Origin of the sequence: Pseudomonas sp. A0308 (assembly GCF_044218815.1) — a bacterium.
Taxonomy (GTDB): domain Bacteria; phylum Pseudomonadota; class Gammaproteobacteria; order Pseudomonadales; family Pseudomonadaceae; genus Aquipseudomonas; species Aquipseudomonas iridis.
In genome coordinates this window covers 5,826,819-5,845,692 of the sequence record NZ_CP162581.1, presented here as the reverse complement: position 1 = coordinate 5,845,692, position 18,874 = coordinate 5,826,819, and the positions used below count along the sequence as shown (strand labels likewise).

Annotated in this window: 18 protein-coding genes; 10 read left to right on the top strand and 8 right to left on the bottom strand. The window is 59.2% G+C overall.

Going from position 1 to position 18,874, the window contains the following annotated elements:
- Positions 1 to 18: 18 nt before the first annotated feature.
- From AB4P92_RS26990 to AB4P92_RS26960, 7 genes are all read left to right on the top strand, one after another.
- The gene (locus AB4P92_RS26990) at positions 19 to 723 is read left to right on the top strand and encodes a YoaK family protein (protein ID WP_042559839.1); all 705 of its coding nucleotides are present in this window, start codon (positions 19 to 21) and stop codon (positions 721 to 723) included.
- A 190-nt stretch (positions 724 to 913) separates the two neighbouring features.
- Positions 914 to 1,306: a sulfurtransferase complex subunit TusD gene (gene tusD / locus AB4P92_RS26985; protein WP_047302092.1), complete on the top strand. Its 393-nt coding sequence runs from the start codon at positions 914 to 916 to the stop codon at positions 1,304 to 1,306.
- A gap of 1 nt (position 1,307) precedes the next feature.
- Positions 1,308 to 1,664: a sulfurtransferase complex subunit TusC gene (tusC, locus tag AB4P92_RS26980; protein ID WP_395598441.1), complete on the top strand. Its 357-nt coding sequence runs from the start codon at positions 1,308 to 1,310 to the stop codon at positions 1,662 to 1,664.
- Positions 1,664 to 1,957, top strand: coding sequence for a sulfurtransferase complex subunit TusB (tusB, locus tag AB4P92_RS26975; protein WP_395598440.1), 294 nt, complete (start codon positions 1,664 to 1,666; stop codon positions 1,955 to 1,957). The genes tusC and tusB overlap by 1 nt, the downstream gene beginning before the upstream one ends.
- Entirely contained in the window at positions 1,954 to 2,289 is a 336-nt protein-coding gene (locus tag AB4P92_RS26970) for a TusE/DsrC/DsvC family sulfur relay protein (protein ID WP_042559842.1), read from the top strand. Before tusB ends, AB4P92_RS26970 begins: the two co-directional genes overlap by 4 nt.
- Complete coding sequence (locus AB4P92_RS26965; protein WP_042559843.1) at positions 2,286 to 3,287, top strand: glycosyl transferase family protein; 1,002 nt, start codon at positions 2,286 to 2,288, stop codon at positions 3,285 to 3,287. Before AB4P92_RS26970 ends, AB4P92_RS26965 begins: the two co-directional genes overlap by 4 nt.
- Before the next feature lie 91 nt (positions 3,288 to 3,378).
- The gene (locus AB4P92_RS26960) at positions 3,379 to 4,380 is read left to right on the top strand and encodes a glutathione S-transferase family protein (RefSeq protein ID WP_395598439.1); all 1,002 of its coding nucleotides are present in this window, start codon (positions 3,379 to 3,381) and stop codon (positions 4,378 to 4,380) included.
- A 167-nt stretch (positions 4,381 to 4,547) separates the two neighbouring features.
- On the opposite strand, the gene AB4P92_RS26955 is transcribed toward AB4P92_RS26960, so the two are convergent.
- From AB4P92_RS26955 to AB4P92_RS26925, 7 genes are all read right to left on the bottom strand, one after another.
- The gene (locus AB4P92_RS26955; protein ID WP_261736686.1) at positions 4,548 to 5,495 is read right to left on the bottom strand and encodes a transposase; all 948 of its coding nucleotides are present in this window, start codon (positions 5,493 to 5,495) and stop codon (positions 4,548 to 4,550) included.
- A gap of 239 nt (positions 5,496 to 5,734) precedes the next feature.
- The gene (cysG, locus tag AB4P92_RS26950; protein ID WP_042559845.1) at positions 5,735 to 7,129 is read right to left on the bottom strand and encodes a siroheme synthase CysG; all 1,395 of its coding nucleotides are present in this window, start codon (positions 7,127 to 7,129) and stop codon (positions 5,735 to 5,737) included.
- Positions 7,130 to 8,410, bottom strand: a complete 1,281-nt coding sequence (gene serS, locus AB4P92_RS26945) for a serine--tRNA ligase (protein WP_150592299.1) — start codon at positions 8,408 to 8,410, stop codon at positions 7,130 to 7,132.
- 15 nt (positions 8,411 to 8,425) lie between these two features.
- Positions 8,426 to 8,800 carry a fluoride efflux transporter CrcB gene (gene crcB / locus AB4P92_RS26940; RefSeq protein WP_042559847.1) on the bottom strand — a complete coding sequence of 125 codons (375 nt, stop codon included), beginning with the start codon at positions 8,798 to 8,800 and terminating at the stop codon, positions 8,426 to 8,428.
- A complete protein-coding gene (locus AB4P92_RS26935; protein ID WP_042559848.1) occupies positions 8,800 to 10,122 on the bottom strand; it encodes a replication-associated recombination protein A in 1,323 nt (440 codons plus the stop codon). Before AB4P92_RS26935 ends, crcB begins: the two co-directional genes overlap by 1 nt.
- A gap of 47 nt (positions 10,123 to 10,169) precedes the next feature.
- The gene (lolA, locus tag AB4P92_RS26930; protein ID WP_042559849.1) at positions 10,170 to 10,790 is read right to left on the bottom strand and encodes an outer membrane lipoprotein chaperone LolA; all 621 of its coding nucleotides are present in this window, start codon (positions 10,788 to 10,790) and stop codon (positions 10,170 to 10,172) included.
- A gap of 67 nt (positions 10,791 to 10,857) precedes the next feature.
- Positions 10,858 to 13,266, bottom strand: a complete 2,409-nt coding sequence (locus tag AB4P92_RS26925; RefSeq protein WP_042559850.1) for a DNA translocase FtsK — start codon at positions 13,264 to 13,266, stop codon at positions 10,858 to 10,860.
- Between the two features lie 550 nt (positions 13,267 to 13,816).
- Here AB4P92_RS26925 and aat point away from each other — a divergent pair.
- From aat to infA, 3 genes are all read left to right on the top strand, one after another.
- Positions 13,817 to 14,497, top strand: coding sequence for a leucyl/phenylalanyl-tRNA--protein transferase (gene aat, locus AB4P92_RS26920; RefSeq protein ID WP_395598438.1), 681 nt, complete (start codon positions 13,817 to 13,819; stop codon positions 14,495 to 14,497).
- Between the two features lie 57 nt (positions 14,498 to 14,554).
- Entirely contained in the window at positions 14,555 to 15,262 is a 708-nt protein-coding gene (locus tag AB4P92_RS26915) for an arginyltransferase (protein ID WP_042559852.1), read from the top strand.
- Between the two features lie 112 nt (positions 15,263 to 15,374).
- Complete coding sequence (gene infA, locus AB4P92_RS26910; RefSeq protein WP_002553999.1) at positions 15,375 to 15,593, top strand: translation initiation factor IF-1; 219 nt, start codon at positions 15,375 to 15,377, stop codon at positions 15,591 to 15,593.
- Positions 15,594 to 16,579: 986 nt separating this feature from the next.
- Here infA and clpA read toward each other — a convergent pair.
- Positions 16,580 to 18,850 (bottom strand): ATP-dependent Clp protease ATP-binding subunit ClpA, encoded by a 2,271-nt coding sequence (gene clpA / locus AB4P92_RS26905; RefSeq protein WP_042559853.1) that lies wholly within the window; start codon positions 18,848 to 18,850, stop codon positions 16,580 to 16,582.
- Positions 18,851 to 18,874 lie beyond the last annotated feature (24 nt).

Genomic DNA, 18,874 nt, shown 5'->3' with positions numbered 1-18,874 from the left:
TCAAGGATATCCGCACCGATGCTGCCCTCAACCTCGACCCACCGTGCCAGTCCCGGCCATCTGCACAAGCAGAAATGGCGCGGTCGTGTGGGTCTGGCGCTGGTCGCCAGCCTGTCGGTGCTGGCCGGGATGACGGATGCAATCGGCTTTATGGCCAGCGGCGATTTCGTCTCGTTCATGAGCGGCAATACCACACGCCTGGCCGTGGCGATCAGTGATGGCGACATGGGGCTGACGTTACGCCTGGTCATCCTGGTGGCCACGTTTGTCATCGGTAATGCCCTGGGCGTGGTGGTCGCACGGCTTGGCGGGCGGCGCACGCTACCCTTGCTGCTGTGCATCGCCACCCTGCTCTGCATGGCGGCAGCGTTACCAATTGATGCACAACTGCCGGCGCTGCTGGCGGCAATCATCGCGATGGGCATGCTTAACGCCGCGGTCGAGGAAGTGAACGGCCTTCCGGTCGGGCTGACCTACGTGACCGGAGCGCTGTCGCGATTCGGACGAGGACTGGGCCGCTGGATGCTCGGCGAACGCCGTGGTGGTTGGCGGGTGCAGTTGGTGCCGTGGAGCGGGATGTTTATCGGCGCGATTCTTGGGGCGGTACTCGAACACCATTTGGGACTCAGGGCGATGTTCGTCAGCGGTTTGCTGGCGGCAGTGGTGGGGTTGCTATCCCTGACAATTCCCCGACGCTGGCAATTAGGCTACATGCCCCGTTGACTGATGCCTGACACCTATCCCTGTGGGAGCGAGCTTGCTCGCGAAGGGTCCTTCAAATTCAACATCTCGGCCCCTGACAAGACGCTTTCGCGAGCAAGCTCGCTCCCACAGGGTTATATGCATAACCTGGATTTCGCGGATACCCCGATAAAGCTTTATCATGCCCGCAGTTTTGCTGATCGAGTCCGTCATGAAGTTCGCCATTGCGCTGTTTTCCGCCGCCCATGCGCCCTCCTCGCGCCGAGCCCTGCTGTTTGCGCAGGCTGCATTGGCCGGCGGGCATGAGATTGTCCGGCTGTTTTTCTACCAGGACGGCGTCTACAACGCCTCCGACGCGGTGGTCACGCCGCAGGACGAACTGGACCTGCCCAAACAATGGCGTGCATTCATCAGCGAGCGACAACTCGATGGCGTGGTGTGCATCGCCGCAGCCCTGCGCCGCGGGGTGCTGAATGCCGAAGAGGCCCAGCGCTATCAGCGAGATGCCGTATCCGTCAGCACACCGTGGGAATTGTCCGGCCTCGGTCAGTTGCATGATGCAGTGCAAGACGCCGACCGCTTGATCTGTTTCGGAGGTGCGTGAGATGGCCAAATCCTTGTTGATCATCAGCCGCCAGTCGCCGTGGTCCGGCCCTGCTGCCCGCGAAGCGCTGGACATCGTGCTGGCCGGCGGCGCTTTCGATCTGCCGATCGGCCTGCTGTTTCTCGATGACGGCGTGCTGCAACTGGCCGCGGGGCAAAACGCCAAGGCTGTGCAACAGAAAGACCTGAGTGCCAACCTGCAAGCGTTGCCGATGTTTGGCGTCGAAGAACTGTTCTATTGCGCCGACAGTGCCAGCGCTCGCGGCCTTGGCGAATTCTCGCTGGACGAAGCAGCACCGCTCGCCGCCGAGCAAATCACCGCCCTTATTGACCGTTACGACCAAGTGATCACCCTCTGATGTCGACTTTGCATGTGTTGTCTCATTCTCCGTTCGGCGATGATCGTCTGACGAGTTGCCTGCGTGTCATCGGCAGTGCCGACGCTTTGCTGTTGTCCGGTGATGCGGTCTATGCGTTACAACCGGGTACCGCGCCGTTTACCGAACTGCAAAACCGCCAAATCAAATTATTCGTTCTGGCCGAAGATATGGAGGCTCGCGCCATCGAAGCGCCGGACTGGGCCAAAGCCATCGATTATCCGGCCTTCGTCGAGCTGTCGATCCACAACGACAAGGTCAACAGTTGGCTATGAATTCCATGACCGTCGGCGCCCGCGCCATCGAACTGGACAAGGACGGCTTCCTCGTTGACCTCAGCGACTGGTCACACGACGTCGCCAGTGCCCTCGCCGCCGCCGAAGACATCGAGTTGACCCCCGAACACTGGGAAGTCCTCGAGCTGCTGCGCAGCTTCTATGAAGAATTCCAGCTGTCCCCGGCCACGCGGCCGCTGATCAAGTACACCGCGCTGAAGCTCGGCGTGGACAAAGGCAACAGCCTGCACCTGAACCGACTGTTCAAAGGCACCCCTGCCAAACTCGCCGCGAAACTGGCGGGCCTGCCCAAACCGACGAATTGCCTATGACCGATTATCCAGCGCTGACCCTCGAAACGCCCGCCGAGCATCCATTCGCCCAGTTCGTGCGAATCCTTGGCAAGGGCAAGCGCGGCGCTCGCGACCTGACTCGCGTCGAGGCCCGGGAAGCAATGGGCATGGTGCTCGACGACAAGGTCGAAGACACCCAACTCGGCGCTTTTCTGATGTTGCTGCGGCACAAGGAAGAAAGCGCCGAGGAAATGGCCGGTTTTACCGAAGCGCTGCGTGAGCGTCTGCAGGCACCAGCCTTGAATGTCGATCTGGACTGGCCAACCTACGCGGGCAAGAAGCGGCATCTGCCGTGGTATCTGCTGGCGGCCAAGTGCCTGGCGCAGAACGGCGTGCGCATCTTCATGCATGGCGGCGGCGCGCACACTGCCGGGCGTCTGTACAGCGAGCAACTGCTGGGCGAATTGGGGATTGCGTTGTGCCGCAACTGGCAGCAAGTCGGTACGGCGCTGGACAACGGCGGTCTGGCGTTCATGCCGCTGGTGGACTGGGCGCCGCAATTGCAGAAGATGATCGATTTGCGTAATACCCTGGGCCTGCGCTCGCCGATCCACTCGCTGGCGCGGATTCTCAATCCGCTGGGCGCGCGCTGCGGTCTGCAAAGTATCTTCCACCCCGGTTATCAAGCCGTGCACCGCGACGCCAGCGGCCTGCTCGGCGATACGGCGATTGTGGTCAAGGGTGATGGCGGTGAGATAGAAATCAACCCGGATGCCGACAGCCATCTCTACGGCACCACGGGTGGCGAGAGCTGGGACGAGGAATGGCCGCAATTGTCGGCGCAACGCCACGTCAAACCGGCCTCGCTGGACGTTGAGCATCTGAAAGCCGTATGGCGCGGCGATGTGGTGGACAGCTATCCGCAAATGGCCCTGATTTCGACCATGGCGTTGGCGTTACGCGGTCTCGGCCAGCCCCGTGAGCAGGCATTCGAAACGGCCGAGCAATTCTGGGCGGCGCGGGACAAATCGATTTAACCGATCATTCGCGCCCGATCTTTGCGCTTTTTGTTCGAACTCATCGGAATAGACTCGACTCCAACGTTTATTGGTTTACGGAGTCTTGATCATGGGTTTACTCGTTGATGGCCGCTGGCAGGACAAGTGGTACGAAAGCAGCAAGGACGGCGCGTTCCAGCGCGAACAAGCGCAACGGCGCAACTGGGTCACTGCTGACGGCCAGCCAGGCCCGAGCGGTGAAGGCGGCTTTGCGGCCGAGGCCGGGCGCTATCATCTCTACGTTTCGCTCGCCTGTCCGTGGGCACATCGCACGCTGATCCTGCGCAAACTCAAAGGCCTGGAAAACCTGATCGACGTTTCCGTGGTCAGTTGGCTGATGCTGGAAAACGGCTGGACCTTCGACACCGCGCTCGGCTCGACCGGCGACAAGCTCGATCACTTCGACTTCATGCACCAACGCTACACCGCCGATACGCCGGACTACACCGGGCGCGTCACCGTGCCGGTGCTGTGGGACAAAAAACTCAAACGCATCGTCAGCAATGAATCGGCAGAGATCATCCGCATGTTCAACAGTGCGTTCGATGACCTGACCGGCAATGATCTGGACTTCTACCCGGCCCCGCTGCGTAGCGAGATCGATGCCTTGAACGAGCGGATTTATCCGGCAGTCAACAACGGCGTGTATCGCGCCGGGTTCGCCACCTCGCAACAGGCTTATGAAGAGGCGTTCGATGAGGTGTTTGCCGAACTGGATCACCTGGAACAGGTACTGGATGCCAATCGTTATCTGTCGGGTGAATACCTGACTGAAGCTGATGTTCGTCTGTTCACCACGATGATCCGCTTCGACGCGGTGTATCACGGGCACTTCAAGTGCAACCTGCGACGGATCGCCGATTACTCGAATCTGTCGAACTGGCTGCGTGAGCTTTATCAGTGGCCGGGGATCGCCGAGACGGTGGATTTTCAGCACATCAAGAATCACTACTACGGCAGCCACAAGACGATTAACCCGACAGGGGTTGTGCCAAAGGGGCCGGAGCAGGATTTCACTGTGGCCCATGACCGGGCGCGGTTGGGTGGGAAAGAGGTTTGGCGCCGGGGCTGACATTTGTAGAGGCTTGGAGGGCCCCATCGCTGGCAAGCCAGCTCCCACAGGGATTTTCGTGATGCAGGAGACTGAGCATCACTCCAAAACCTGAGGTCAGGGGTGATGCTGGAGAATGCAGCTTCAACACAAGACCTGTGGGAGATTCTATGGTTGAGGGGAAGCCCTCAACCTGCTTTTGGCTGGTATTCGCTCTGTCCCTTTAGCAGTGCAAACACCACTCGCGCGAGCTTTCGTGCCAGGATTACCAGCGCTTGTGTGGTACTGAACCCACGGGCTCTTTGCTCTTCATAGAACGCTTTCCACGCTGAAGTGCGACTGGCCGACATGGCGGCGTTATGCAGCAGCCGTCGGGCCTCCGGGTCACCTCGTTTGGTCAGGCTTCTGCGACCATCTTTTTGTCCTGACTGCGACACTCGCAAATCCATCCCCAAAAACGCAATAAATGCGTCCGCGTTTCTGAAGTCGCCCCGCTGAAACGTCGCGATCAAACGGGCCCCTGTCAAAAAACCAATACCTTCAACTTTCGTGCAACGCTTCAGATCGGCGAGCAGCCCAGCCTCTTTCAACTGGTCGCTGATCATCTTCTCGACCAGCGTTTCAAGCCTCTGCATTGAGGCCACTTGCTCAGCAAATGCGCTTTTGAGCAGCGGTTCATTTGCCCAGCTTTGCACCAGACCAACCCGTGCTTGAACCAGCGCCGCGCGACGGCGGAAAAGGCTCAAGAGTCGGCGATATAGAGGTGATGGCGGGGTCCAGGGATGAAGCTCTTCGTATTCGTTTTTCAGATAACGAGCTAGCAGTTTGGCGTCCAGCGCGTCGGTTTTGGCGCGAACTTTCACCCCTTTACGGTAATGACTCAGCTCGTATCCGCCGACCATGTAAATCGTGCACCCGGCTTCATGGGCCATATCGGCGAATGCCAAGTGATAGGTGTTGGTCGATTCAATGGCCAGATCAACCGGTGCAGGTAAGGCTTTCAGCCATTTTTTGATGGCTGCCTTGTCATTGGGAATAGATTCGAGCAAATCCAGCTCAGCCTGGTAGATGACCAGTTCATCCTTGGCGACATCCACGCCAACGATAGGCTTTACGACAGAAACCGGCATTGCCATAGAGCATCCCCCGAGATATGGTTTTGAACACTTGAAGGGCTCACCCAGGGGCGCAGGCTTGTTCCTATCGTCGGTCCTAGCCAGATGCATTCTTTATCGGCGCTTGGGTGAAAGGAGGAGGGGCGAAATCTCCCACGGATCTGTACTGCGTCAACAGTCAGAATCTGGCTTTGTCCCTTCTCCTCCCTTCAAGTACCAGCATACAAGCTGGCTTGCCAGCGATTGGGGCGACTCGGTGTTCAGACCTGCGCCTGAGCCCCCTCAAACCACGCCAGTTTCTCGCGCAGCTGCACCACTTCGCCGACGATCACCAATGTCGGCGCATGCACTTCATGCTCCGCCACCAAACGCGGCAAATCGGCCAGCGTGCCAGTAAAGACCCGCTGATTGACCGTGGTGCCCTGCTGAATCAACGCCGCCGGGGTATCCGCCGAGCGACCATGCTTGATCAACTGCTCGCAGATCACCGGCAAACCCACCAAGCCCATGTAGAACACGAGCGTCTGCGCTGGCGCGACAAGGTCGACCCAAGGCAGATCGGTGGAACCGTCCTTCAAATGGCCGGTGACAAATCGCACCGACTGCGCGTGATCGCGGTGAGTCAGCGGAATCCCGGCATACGCCGCACAACCGCTGGCCGCGGTAATCCCCGGCACCACCTGAAATGGAATGCCATGGGCCGCCAGCTCTTCGATCTCTTCGCCACCTCGGCCGAAGATAAACGGATCACCGCCCTTCAACCGCACCACACGCTTGCCGGCCTTGGCCAGATCGACCAGTTGCTGATTGATCTGATCTTGCGGCACAGCATGATCGGCGCGACGCTTGCCGACATATACCCGCTCGGCGTCGCGACGGCAAAGATCAAGAATCGCGGGGGCGACCAAACGGTCGTACAGCACCACATCGGCTTGCTGCATCAGACGCAAAGCCTTGAAGGTCAGCAAATCCGGATCCCCCGGCCCTGCGCCAACCAGATACACCTCACCGGTAGTGATGGTCGCTTCGCCGTCGATCTTGGCTTGCAGCAGACGTTCGGCTTCAGTGCCTTGGCCGGCCAGTTGCCGATCGGCAATCGGGCCTTGAAAGACGTCTTCCCAGAACCCGCGACGCTGCTGCACATCCGGAAACAGGTTTTTCACCTGATTGCGGAAACGCGCCGCCAGACCGGCCAATTGGCCGTAGGTGGACGGAATCCAGGTTTCGATCTTGGCGCGGATCAAACGGGCCAGCACCGGCGCATCGCCGCCGCTGGAGATCGCGACGATCAGCGGCGAACGATCAACGATGGCCGGGAAGATCACGCTGCACAAGGCAGGCGCATCGACCACGTTGACCGGCACGCAACGCCGATGAGCATCGGTGGAGACCTGTGCGTTCAGCGTTTCGTCGTCGGTGGCGGCGATGATCAGCACGCAGCCGTCCAGATCCGCTTCGGCGTAACCGCGCAACAGGCACTCGCCGCCGCTGGCAACGACCAGTTCACGCAGTTGCGTTTCGATTTCAGGTGCGACCACCCGCAGCAGCGCACCGGCGTCGGCCAGCAGGCGGGATTTGCGCAAGGCAATTTCCCCCCCACCGACGACCAACACACGACTGCCGCGCAGGTTGTGAAACAGCGGCAGATATTTCATTTAACCGATGACCTCAAGGCCACCCATGTACGGCTTCAGTACGTCCGGCACGCGGATCGAACCGTCGGCTTGCTGGTAGTTTTCCAGCACGGCAACGAGAGTACGACCAACCGCCAGGCCGGAGCCGTTCAGGGTGTGTACCAGCTCAGGCTTGCCGGTTTCCGGGTTACGGAAACGCGCCTGCATGCGGCGGGCCTGGAAGTCGCCGCAGTTGGAGCACGACGAAATTTCGCGGTACTTGTCCTGGCTCGGAATCCACACTTCGAGATCGTAAGTCTTGACCGCGCTGAAGCCCATGTCGCCAGTGCACAGCGCCAGGGTGCGGTAAGGCAGACCCAGCAACTGAAGGACTTTCTCGGCGTTGGCGGTCAGGCCTTCCAGCGCTTCCATCGACGTGGACGGCTCAACGATCTGAACCATTTCAACCTTGTCGAACTGGTGCTGACGGATCATGCCGCGGGTATCACGACCCGACGCGCCGGCTTCGCTACGGAAGCACGGCGTGTGCGCAACGAACTTGATCGGCAGCAGTTTCGAATCGACGATTTCGCCAGCAACGATGTTGGTCAGCGACACTTCGGCGGTCGGGATCAGGTACAGATCGGCTTCGCCTTCGCGGGCGATCTTGAACAGATCTTCTTCGAACTTCGGCAGTTGACCGGTGCCTTGCAGCGCCGGAGCCTGGACCAGATAAGGCGTGTAGGCCTCTTCATAGCCGTGCTCGTTGACGTGCAGGTTGATCATGAACTGCGCCAGTGCGCGGTGCAGACGGGCGATCGGGCCACGCAACAGGGCGAAACGTGCGCCGGACAGCTTGGCGGCGGTTTCGAAATCCAGCCAGCCGAACTTCTCGCCCAGGGCTACGTGGTCTTTGACTTCAAAATCAAACGCCGTCGGCGTGCCCCAGCGGCGCACTTCAACGTTGTCGTCTTCGTCTTTGCCGACTGGAACGGATTCGTGCGGCAGGTTCGGGATGCCGAGCAGGATCGAGTCCAGTTCGGTCTGGATCGCGTCCAGTTCCACTTTACCGGCACTCAATTCGCCTGCCATGCGCTCGACGTCCGCCATCAACGGCGCGATGTCTTCGCCGCGCTGCTTGGCCTGACCGATGGATTTGGAACGCGCGTTACGCTCAGCCTGCAGTGCTTCGGTGCGGGTCTGGACGGTCTTGCGCTGTTCTTCCAGCGCTTCGATGCGCGCGGTATCCAGGGCATAGCCACGGGAAGCCAGGCGGTCCGCTACGTCCTGAAGGTTGCTACGTAACAGTTTGGAATCGAGCATGTCGGTTTCTCGTTATCAAAGTTTGGTCAAAGACAGGCCAGCCCACGTTGCGAGCAGCCCGCCGAATACGCTGAGTGCCGCATAGCCCAGGGCCAGCGGTACTTGCCCGCTTTCCAGCAGGCGCACCGTATCCAGTGAAAAGGATGAAAAAGTCGTCAGCCCCCCGAGGAAGCCAACCATCAACCCGGCGCGTACCTCGATCGGCACTTCCGGGCGTATCAAAAACAGGCCGTACAACACGCCAATCAGCAGACAGCCCACGATATTAACGGCCAGCGTCGCGGTATAGAAGTGCCGCGGCCAATTGGCGGTGACCCAATTGCCGGTAGCGAAGCGCAACAACGTGCCGGCGACCCCGCCAGCGGACACCGCAATAATCAATGGAATCACTATTTTCTCCGCTGTCTTGGGCTTAAACGATCGAGTTGCGCGAGGTGATTGAGCTTTTCGCCGATCTTCAACTCAAGGCCTCGGGGCACCGGCTGATAAAACGGGATCGGCTCAAGCTCTTCCGGAAAATAGTCTTCGCCCGCAGCGTAAGCGTCCGGCTCGTCGTGGGCATAACGGTATTCGTCACCGTAGCCCAGTTGTTTCATCAGTTTGGTCGGCGCGTTGCGCAGGTGCAGCGGCACCTCAAGCGAGCCGTTTTCGGCGGCAGCACGCAACGCGGTCTTGAAGCCCATGTACACCGCGTTGCTTTTTGGCGCACAAGCCAGATACGTGATGGCCTGGGCCACCGCCAACTCGCCTTCCGGGCTGCCAAGGCGCTCCTGCACTTCCCATGCAGCCAGACACAGGCTGAGGGCGCGTGGGTCGGCGTTACCGATGTCTTCGCTGGCCATACGCACCACGCGCCGGGCCAGGTACAGCGGATCGCAACCGCCGTCGATCATCCGCGCGAACCAGTACAGCGCACCGTCGGGATTGGAGCCGCGCACCGATTTGTGCAGCGCGGAAATCTGGTCGTAGAACGCCTCGCCCCCCTTGTCGAAACGCCGACGGGTGTCGCCGAGCAGGCTTTGCAGCAGCTCGGTACCGATCTCGCTGTCGTCTTCGGCAAGGTCGGAGGCGTTTTCCAGCAAATTGAGCAAACGCCGGCCATCGCCATCGGCGGCGGACAGCAACATCTGGAAGCCTTCGTCGTTCAACGTCAGGTTACGTTTGCCCAAGCCGCGCTCTTCAGTCAGCGCGCGATGCACGAGCTTGCGCAGCGCCGCTTCGTCGAGACTTTTCAGGACGTAGACGCGGGCCCGCGACAACAGCGCGTTGTTCAGTTCAAACGAAGGGTTTTCAGTGGTGGCGCCGATGAAGATCAGCGTGCCGTCTTCAACGTACGGCAGGAACGCGTCCTGCTGGGACTTGTTGAAGCGGTGCACTTCATCGACGAACAGAATCGTGCGCTTGCCGTACTGGCCGGCCTGCTGCTTGGCGATTTCAACGGCTTGACGGATCTCCTTGACCCCGGCGAGCACCGCCGACACCGTTTCGAAGTGTGCATCCGAGACTTCCGCGAGCAAACGCGCCAGCGTGGTTTTACCCACGCCCGGCGGGCCCCAGAAAATCATCGAATGCAGAGCACCCTGCTCCAGCGCCTCACGCAGAGGCTTGCCGCGAGCCAGCAAGTGCTCCTGACCGACGTACTCATCCAGATTGGTCGCACGCAAACGCGCGGCCAGTGGCTGGGCAATCGGTGCACTGCGAAACAGATCCATCACTACCTATGAAACCTCAGTGAGAACAGCAACTCCTGTGGGAGCGTTTATTCCTGGATAACGTCAGCGCCCTTCGGGATATCGAACTTGAACTTCGACGCTGGCACCGGCTCGTTGGCCTTCACCCCGGTGAACAGGATGTTGGTGCGCTGACCAACGCTGTCGATCAGTTGCATGTCGTTGAGCAGACCGTTGCGGAACGACAGGCGCAGGTTGTCGAACAGCGTGTCCTTGGTTTTCGGCTTGAGGGTGAAGTCGATCACGCCGCCCGCTTCTTTCGCGCTGATGTCGAAGCTCTGGCTGATCTTCGACACGTCACCGGACAGCAGCAGCGCCGGGGTCTGGGTCAGACGCTCATCGAGTTTCTTGATGGTTGCCTGCTCAAGATCCGGGTCCCACAGGGTGACTTTCTTGCCGTCAGAAACCATGGTCTGCTCGGCCGGCGCATTGGTGTGCCAGTAGAACAGGCCCGGACGCTGCAAGGTCATGTTGCCAGTGGTTTCCTGCAACTGCGTGCCGCCGCCATCAAGGGTCAGCTGCGAGAAGTTTGCGCTCAGGGTCTTGGATGTTTCCAGCAATTGGGTCAGACGCGCCACGTCCTTGTCATCGGCGTGGGCCGTGAGTGTTGTCAGAGCCAGTACTGGCAGCAGCATGCGGATAAGACGCATGGGAGTCCTCTTGAATACTCGTTGGGAGAGCGACGGCACATCATTGTCCCGCCTCTTGCTTTTGCAATCAGTCGCGTACCGGGCCAGGCGCCAGGACTTCACGCGAACCGTTGGTGTTCATTGATGTGACGACGCCGGCCATTTCCATGGCTTCGATCATCCGTGCCGCGCGGTTGTAGCCGATTTTCAGCTTGCGCTGTACAGCGGAGATCGATGCGCGACGGCTTTCCAGCACGAACTGTACGGCTTCATCATACAGTGCGTCTGCCTCAGGATCGTCGCCGTCGCCACCACCGCTGCTGCCTTCAAAGCCGCTGCCCGCCTCTTCGACACCGTTGAGGATGTCGTCGTTGTATTCCGGGGCGCCGCGCAATTTCCACGCCTCGACCACACGGTGGACTTCTTCGTCGGACACGAACGCACCGTGAACCCGGATCGGCAGACTGGTACCCGGTGGCATGTAGAGCATGTCACCGTGGCCGAGCAGTTGTTCGGCGCCGCCCTGATCGATGATGGTCCGGGAGTCGATCTTGCTCGACACCTGGAACGCCATACGGGTCGGAATGTTGGCCTTGATCAGACCGGTGATCACGTCCACCGACGGCCGCTGTGTCGCGAGAATCAAGTGAATACCCGCCGCACGCGCCTTCTGGGCGATACGGGCGATCAGCTCTTCAACCTTCTTGCCGACGATCATCATCATGTCGGCGAATTCGTCGACGACCACGACGATGGTCGGCAGCTTCTGCAGCAACGGTGCTTCGTCGTGGATGCTTTCGCGCTTGTACAACGGATCGCTCAGTGGCTCGCCGGCGTCCTGGGCTTCCTTGACCTTGGCGTTGAAGCCGGACAGGTTTCGCACCCCCATCTTCGCCATCAGCTTGTAGCGACGCTCCATCTCGGCGACGCTCCAGCGCAGGGCGTTGGCGGCGTCCTTCATGTCGGTCACTACCGGGCACAGCAGGTGCGGAATGCCTTCGTAGATCGACAGCTCGAGCATCTTCGGGTCGATCATGATGAGCTTGGCGTCTTCCGGGCCGGACTTGAACAGGATCGACAGGATCATCGCGTTCACACCCACCGACTTACCGGAACCGGTCGTACCGGCCACCAGCAAGTGCGGCATCTTCGCCAGGTCAGTGATGACCGGTTTGCCACCAATGTCGTGACCCAGCGCCAGCGTGACCGGCGATTTGAAGTTGTCGTACTCGGGCGTCGACAGCACTTCGGAGAAGCGCACGATCTGCCGGTCTTCGTTGGGAATCTCGATACCGACGGTAGTCTTGCCCGGAATGACCTCGACCACCCGCACACTGGTCACTGCCAGGGAGCGCGCCAGGTCTTTTGCCAGATTGGAGATACGGCTGACCTTGACGCCCGCAGCCGGCTGGATTTCGTAACGGGTGATCACCGGACCCGGATGGATCGAGTCTACGGTGACTTCGACGCCGAATTCCTTGAGCTTGATCTCCAGCAAGTGGCCGACCGCAGCCAGCGACTCCGGGGAGTAATTGAGTTGTTTCTTTTCCGCAGGATCGAGGATCGAGATTGGCGGCAAGGTGCCTTCCACCGCGCTGTCGACAAACAACGGTGCCTGTTTCTCTTTCTGCACGCGCTTGCTCGGCTCGGGCGCTTTGGTCGGCGCCGGGGCGATGACCGGTGGCACCTGTTTTTCGCGATCGGACATGTGCTTGCTCAACGCCTGCTCACGCTCGATCAGGCGTTCCTTGACCTTGGCCTGTTCACGTTTGTCGGTGACGGTCGGTGCGACCACATCATGTACGCGATCATCGACTTCACGCAGCTGCGCAACCAGTTGCTTGCGCTCGGTGCGGGCCGACCACCAGCGGTTTAGCGCGCCCTGGAACAGTTCGAACAGGTCCAGGGTGATCTTGCCGGTGATGTCCATCACCTTGAACCACGACAGGTCGGTGAACACCGTCAGGCCGAACAGAAACAGCGCGATGAACAGCAACGTGCTGCCCTGAATATTGAATGCGTTTTTCGCCAGGTCGCCGAGGCTCTCGCCCAGCGCACCACCGGCACCGGCCGGCAGACCGGTTGCAGCGTGAAAATGGATATGCGCCAGCGCCGCACCGGAAAGAATAAGAAATACCAGACCGATCAGGCGCCAGGAGAACAGCCAGCCGCTCCACTGCCATGGCTCGTGGCGCTGACGGAAGATCTGATAGGCCTTGACCGCCAGCAGCAACGGGAAGATGTAGGCGAAGTAACCGAGCACCATGAACAGGATGTCGGCGCTGTAGGAGCCCGCCGGGCCGCCGAAGTTCTGCACGTCGTCGATCTTGCTGTTGTGGCTCCAGCCCGGATCGTCCTTGCCGTAGGTCAGCAAAGCCATCATCAGGAACAGGCACAGCGCGCCGATGGCGATCAATGCACCTTCCTTGAGCCGGTAGTGCAACTGTTGGCGCCAGAGCGGAACGACTGTTTTTGGTGCTTCGGTGGATTTCTTCAAAACGCTACTTTTCCTGCGCCCGAGGCGCGTCCATCTATTGAATGACGATCAAAAACTGCCCAATCCAGGCAGGTAAAAAAGTTGACGGGCACAACTGGGACTACTTTTAACACTGAGCGGCAGCTTTTACATACACAGCTATAAACACGCTAACCGGCAAATATTGTGTAACAGCCCGGCATTGTACGGGTTTGTGCGTCCGATGCCATGGTTCAGACCCGCAGCATTGAGCATAGCCAAGCGCGCAAAACCCGCGATCCAATTTGAGCATGCATTGTCTTTTGTGACAAAGGCTTATGAGGTGTATTTGATGAACGTAGCGAAACATTGACACCTGCCCCCTGCGAACGGTCGCAGACTGCCTGCAAGGCCCAATGCAGACATGTCGCGGGCCGGCGCGCAGTGCTCGCTTACGACCGCATCCAGCGCGCCAAGTTGCAACACCGCGAACGTCGAGCAGGATCGGCACGACATTCGCAGCATTTCACGGCACAATTTATCGCGGGCCGAGTAGCCCGCACCGCCCTCCCCTTCTGCAAGCCTGGATGCCATGCTGACTTGGTTACAACGTAATTCCCTGACTTTTCCACCGCTGGAAAAGGCCATGCGCGAACCCAACGGATTGCTCGCCGCCGGCGGCGACCTCTCCGCCGACCGCCTGATTCAGGCGTATCGCCATGGCTGCTTTCCGTGGTTTTCCGAAGGTCAGCCGATTCTCTGGTGGTCGCCTGACCCTCGCACCGTGCTGTTTCCCGACGAACTGCATGTTTCGCGCAGTCTGGGCAAATTGCTGCGCAAGGAGCGCTATGAGGTGACTTTCGATCAGGACTTCGAAGCCGTAATCCATGCCTGCGCCGCGCCAAGGGATTACGCCGACGGCACCTGGATCACTGAGGCCATGCAAGATGCCTACGTCGAACTGCACCGGCGCGGCTTCGCTCATTCGGTGGAAGTGTGGGATCAGGGCGAACTGGTCGGTGGCCTTTACGGACTGGCGATGGGGCAGCTGTTTTTTGGCGAATCGATGTTCAGCCGCGCCGACAATGCTTCCAAGTACGGCTTTGCCACGCTGGTCCGGCACCTGCAAGCATCAGGATTCGTGCTGATCGACTGCCAGATGCCCACCGACCACCTGCACAGCCTCGGCGCCCGGGCGATTCCCCGCCACGAATTCGCAGGCTATCTGGCAAGGCATCTGGATCAGCCCAATCATGCCACCTGGGTTTGCTGAGCGACTTTTACGCGCGTGGCTTACACTTAATTCACCAGCTTATCCCGAGGGTTGATCATGACCGAGTTGGCGCGTTTGAAGTTCTATGCCACTCAGCCCCACTCTTGCAGCTATCTGCCCGAGGAACAGGCCACGACCCTGTTTCTCGACCCTAGTCAGCCCATGGATGTGCACGTCTACGCAGATCTGTCGGAAATGGGCTTTCGTCGCAGCGGCGATCATCTGTACCGCCCCCATTGCCAAAATTGCAATGCGTGTGTGCCTGCGCGCATTCCGGTGGCGCAGTTCACCCCCAATCGTCAGCAGAAGCGGATTTTCAAGCGCAACGCCGACTTGCAGGTACAGCCGGCGAAACCGGGGTTCAGTGAAGAATACTTCGAGCTTTACCAGCGCTACATCGAACAGCGCCACGCCGACGGCGACATGTACCCGCCAAGCCGTGATCAATTCTCGACTTTTCTGGTGCGCGATCTGCCCTTCTCACGCTTTTACGAGTTCCGACTCGACGGACGGTTGCTAGCGGTAGCCGTGACCGATTTGCTGCCGAACGGCTTGTCGGCGGTCTACACCTTTTACGAGCCGGCCGAAGAACGGCGCAGCCTTGGACGTTTCGCGATTCTGTGGCAAATCGCCGAGAGTCAGCGCCGTGGACTTGAAGCGGTCTACCTTGGTTACTGGATCAAGAATTGCAAAAAGATGAACTACAAGACCCAATATCGCCCCATCGAACTGCTGATTAATCAGCGCTGGGTGATCCTGAACTAACGACAAGCCGTAAACCCCTTGGCGTAAACACCATTTTTCGGGCACAATGCACGCCGCTTTTGCCTGGCGCAGTTGCACCGGGCCATTCATTGGATACCGAGGGCTTTACTGCATGTCGAAAGAAGACAGCTTCGAAATGGAAGGCACTGTCGTCGACACCCTGCCCAACACCATGTTTCGCGTGGAGTTGGAAAATGGGCACGTCGTAACCGCGCATATTTCCGGCAAGATGCGCAAGAACTACATTCGTATTCTTACCGGTGACAAAGTGCGCGTCGAGCTGACGCCCTATGACTTGAGCAAAGGGCGCATCACTTACCGCGCTCGTTAATCAAGTCAATACAAGACGCCCGGCTTTATGCCGGGCGTTTTTGTGTCTGGGGTTTGGGATTTGGGTTCTTTGGGGTTTTGGATTTTAGGTGTATATCCGTTGCTGCGGGTGTTGCCGCTGGCGGTTTCGCTCTTACAGCGAGTCCCTTTTTCAAACGCCAAAAAGGAACCAAAAGGCTTTGCCCCGGCGTACGGCACTTCGCTGAGGCTCAGCGTTCCCTCGCTACGGCGTCCATCCGGGGGCATCGACTACGGTTTGCTGCGCTGCACCTCCTCTCGATGTATGCGGCTACGCCGCACGGCGCTGCGCGCCTAACCCCGGATGAACACCTTCGCTTGGCCTGCCGATGGGGCAAAAGATCAAAAGCCGAAGCAAGATCAAAAGCCCCTCACCCTAGCCCTCTCCCGGAGGGAGAGGGGACTGACCGGGGTGCCTGGGCGAACTACGCCGACGTGCGATACCGAGTCGAACTCAGGCTTTGAAAAGCACACAAATCGGCCCCCTCTCCCCCGGGAGAGGGCTGGGCGGGCGGCGTTCCGATGAGGGGCAAATCCCCCACAAATCCAAAGCCGACCACGCTGTGCTCCTCACCACTCAACAGGATGAGCGTTAGCTCGGCTGCAGCTCTTGATCTTGATCCACAGGCGACGTCGGCAGGCTTCGTTCCGGGATTGATCCGGGGGTGGGAACGCAGCGACCGTTTGGCGAAGCCAAACACAGCGAGAGGAGGTGCAGCGCTCGCACACGCAACTGGAAGCTGGCAAATGCCGTTTATTTAAATCCTGAGCGCCCTGAAATAAAGGACGCAATGGGCTAGCAACCGTAAGACCAAGGCGACAGGTACCTTGACATGTACCGCGCTTGAAAAAAGTGAATCGCCGTAAGGGCGAAGCCGTAATAAGCCATCACAGCAGCAACGGATATACACCCAAAAACGCCTGACAACAAAAAGGCGCCCGAAGGCGCCTTTCGCTTACAACAGGCCGTCAGGCCATCTCAGCCGTAGTTTCGAAGTCAAAGGTCATCTCACCATCCTTGACGTCGATGTGAACCACGCCACCATGCTCGGCCAACTCGCCAAACAGAATCTCCTCCGCAAGCGGACGCTTGATCTTGTCCTGGATCAGACGCGCCATCGGACGTGCGCCCATTGCCGAGTCGTAACCACCGGCCGCCAGCCAACTGCGCGCCGCGTCGGTGACTTCCAACAGCACTCGCTTGTCTTCCAGCTGCGCCTGAAGCTCGGTAAGGAACTTGTCCACCACACTCTTGATGACCTCATGACTGAGGCGACCAAACTGGATAATGGTATCCAGACGGTTACGGAATTCCGGCGTGAAGCTCTTCTTGATCACTTCCATCGCATCAGACGAGTGATCCTGATGAGTGAAACCAATCGAAGCACGCGCGGCCGTTTCGGCACCGGCGTTGGTGGTCATGATCACGATCACGTTGCGGAAATCCGCCTTGCGCCCGTTGTTATCGGTGAGCGTGCCGTGATCCATCACCTGCAGCAGCAGGTTGAAGACTTCCGGGTGCGCCTTCTCGATTTCATCGAGCAGCAATACGCAATGCGGTTGCTTGGTAATCGCTTCGGTCAACAGACCGCCCTGATCAAAGCCGACATAGCCTGGAGGCGCACCGATCAAACGCGATACGGTGTGACGCTCCATGTACTCGGACATGTCGAAGCGAACCAGTTCGATACCCAGTGCCTTGGCCAATTGCCGTGCGGCCTCGGTTTTACCAACACCGGTTGGCCCTGCGAACAGGAACGAACCGACTGGCTTGTCTGGCGACTTGAGGCCTGCACGGGAGAGCTTGATCGCAGTCGACAGCGAATCGATCGCCGCATCCTGGCCAAATACCGTCAGCTTCAAATCGCGCTCGAGGTTACGCAGCAGCTCCTTGTCGGAACTGGTGACGTGCTTCGGCGGAATCCGTGCAATCTTCGCCACGATGTCTTCGACGTGCGGCACTTCGATACGCTTGGCGCGCTTCTCGACCGGCTGCAGGCGCTGGTAAGCGCCGGCTTCGTCAATGACGTCGATGGCTTTGTCCGGCATGTGCCGGTCGTTGATGTAGCGCGAAGCCAGTTCGGCAGCGGCGCGCAACGCCTCATCGCTGTACTCGATGTTGTGATGCGCTTCGAAACGCCCTTTCAGGCCGCGCAGGATACCGATGGTGTCTTCCACCGACGGCTCGACGACATCGACCTTCTGGAAGCGTCGTGCGAGCGCACGATCCTTCTCGAAGATGCCGCGAAATTCCTGGAACGTAGTCGAACCGATGCAACGAATATCGCCAGACGATAGCAAAGGCTTGAGCAGGTTCGACGCATCCATCACGCCACCCGACGCCGCACCGGCACCAATAATGGTGTGGATTTCGTCGATGAACAGAATGGCTTGCGGACGTTTCTTCAGTTCATTGAGCAGCGCCTTGAAGCGCTTCTCGAAATCACCGCGATACTTGGTGCCCGCGAGCAGAGCACCGAGATCAAGGGAATAAACAACGCTGCCAGCCAGCAGGTCTGGCACCTGGTTATCGACAATACGCTTGGCCAAGCCTTCGGCAATCGCGGTTTTACCCACGCCAGCCTCGCCTACCAGCAGCGGATTGTTCTTGCGCCGACGCGCGAGAATCTGTGCGACGCGCTCGACTTCCAGTTCGCGTCCGACCAACGGGTCGATACGACCCTGACGCGCCAGTTCGTTGAGGTTGCTGGCATAAGCATCCAGAGGATTGCCTGAAGAAGAAGACTCACCGCCCTCGTCGTCCTGCATATCTTGTTCACCTTCAGAGTGATCGCCATGCCCCGGCACTTTGGAAATGCCGTGCGCGATGTAATTGACGACATCGATGCGCGCAACGCTCTGCTGTTTCAGCAGAAACACTGCCTGACTCTCTTGCTCACTGAAGATTGCAACCAGCACGTTGGCGCCAGTCACTTCGCGTTTGCCCGAGCTCTGCACGTGGAAAACAGCACGTTGCAGCACACGCTGAAAGCCCAGGGTTGGCTGGGTTTCGCGATCCTCGTCATGGACGGGGATCAATGGCGTGGTGGAGTCGATGAACTCCTGCAGATCGTGCTTGAGTTTGTCGAGGTTCGCGCCGCAGGCACGCAAAACGGTGGCGGCAGCCTCATTGTCCAATAGGGCCAGCAGCAGGTGTTCGACGGTCATGAATTCATGACGTTTCGAACGAGCCTCCTTGAAGGCAAGATTGAGGGTGACTTCGAGCTCGCGGTTTAACATAGCTTCACCTCATACCCAAGTGGT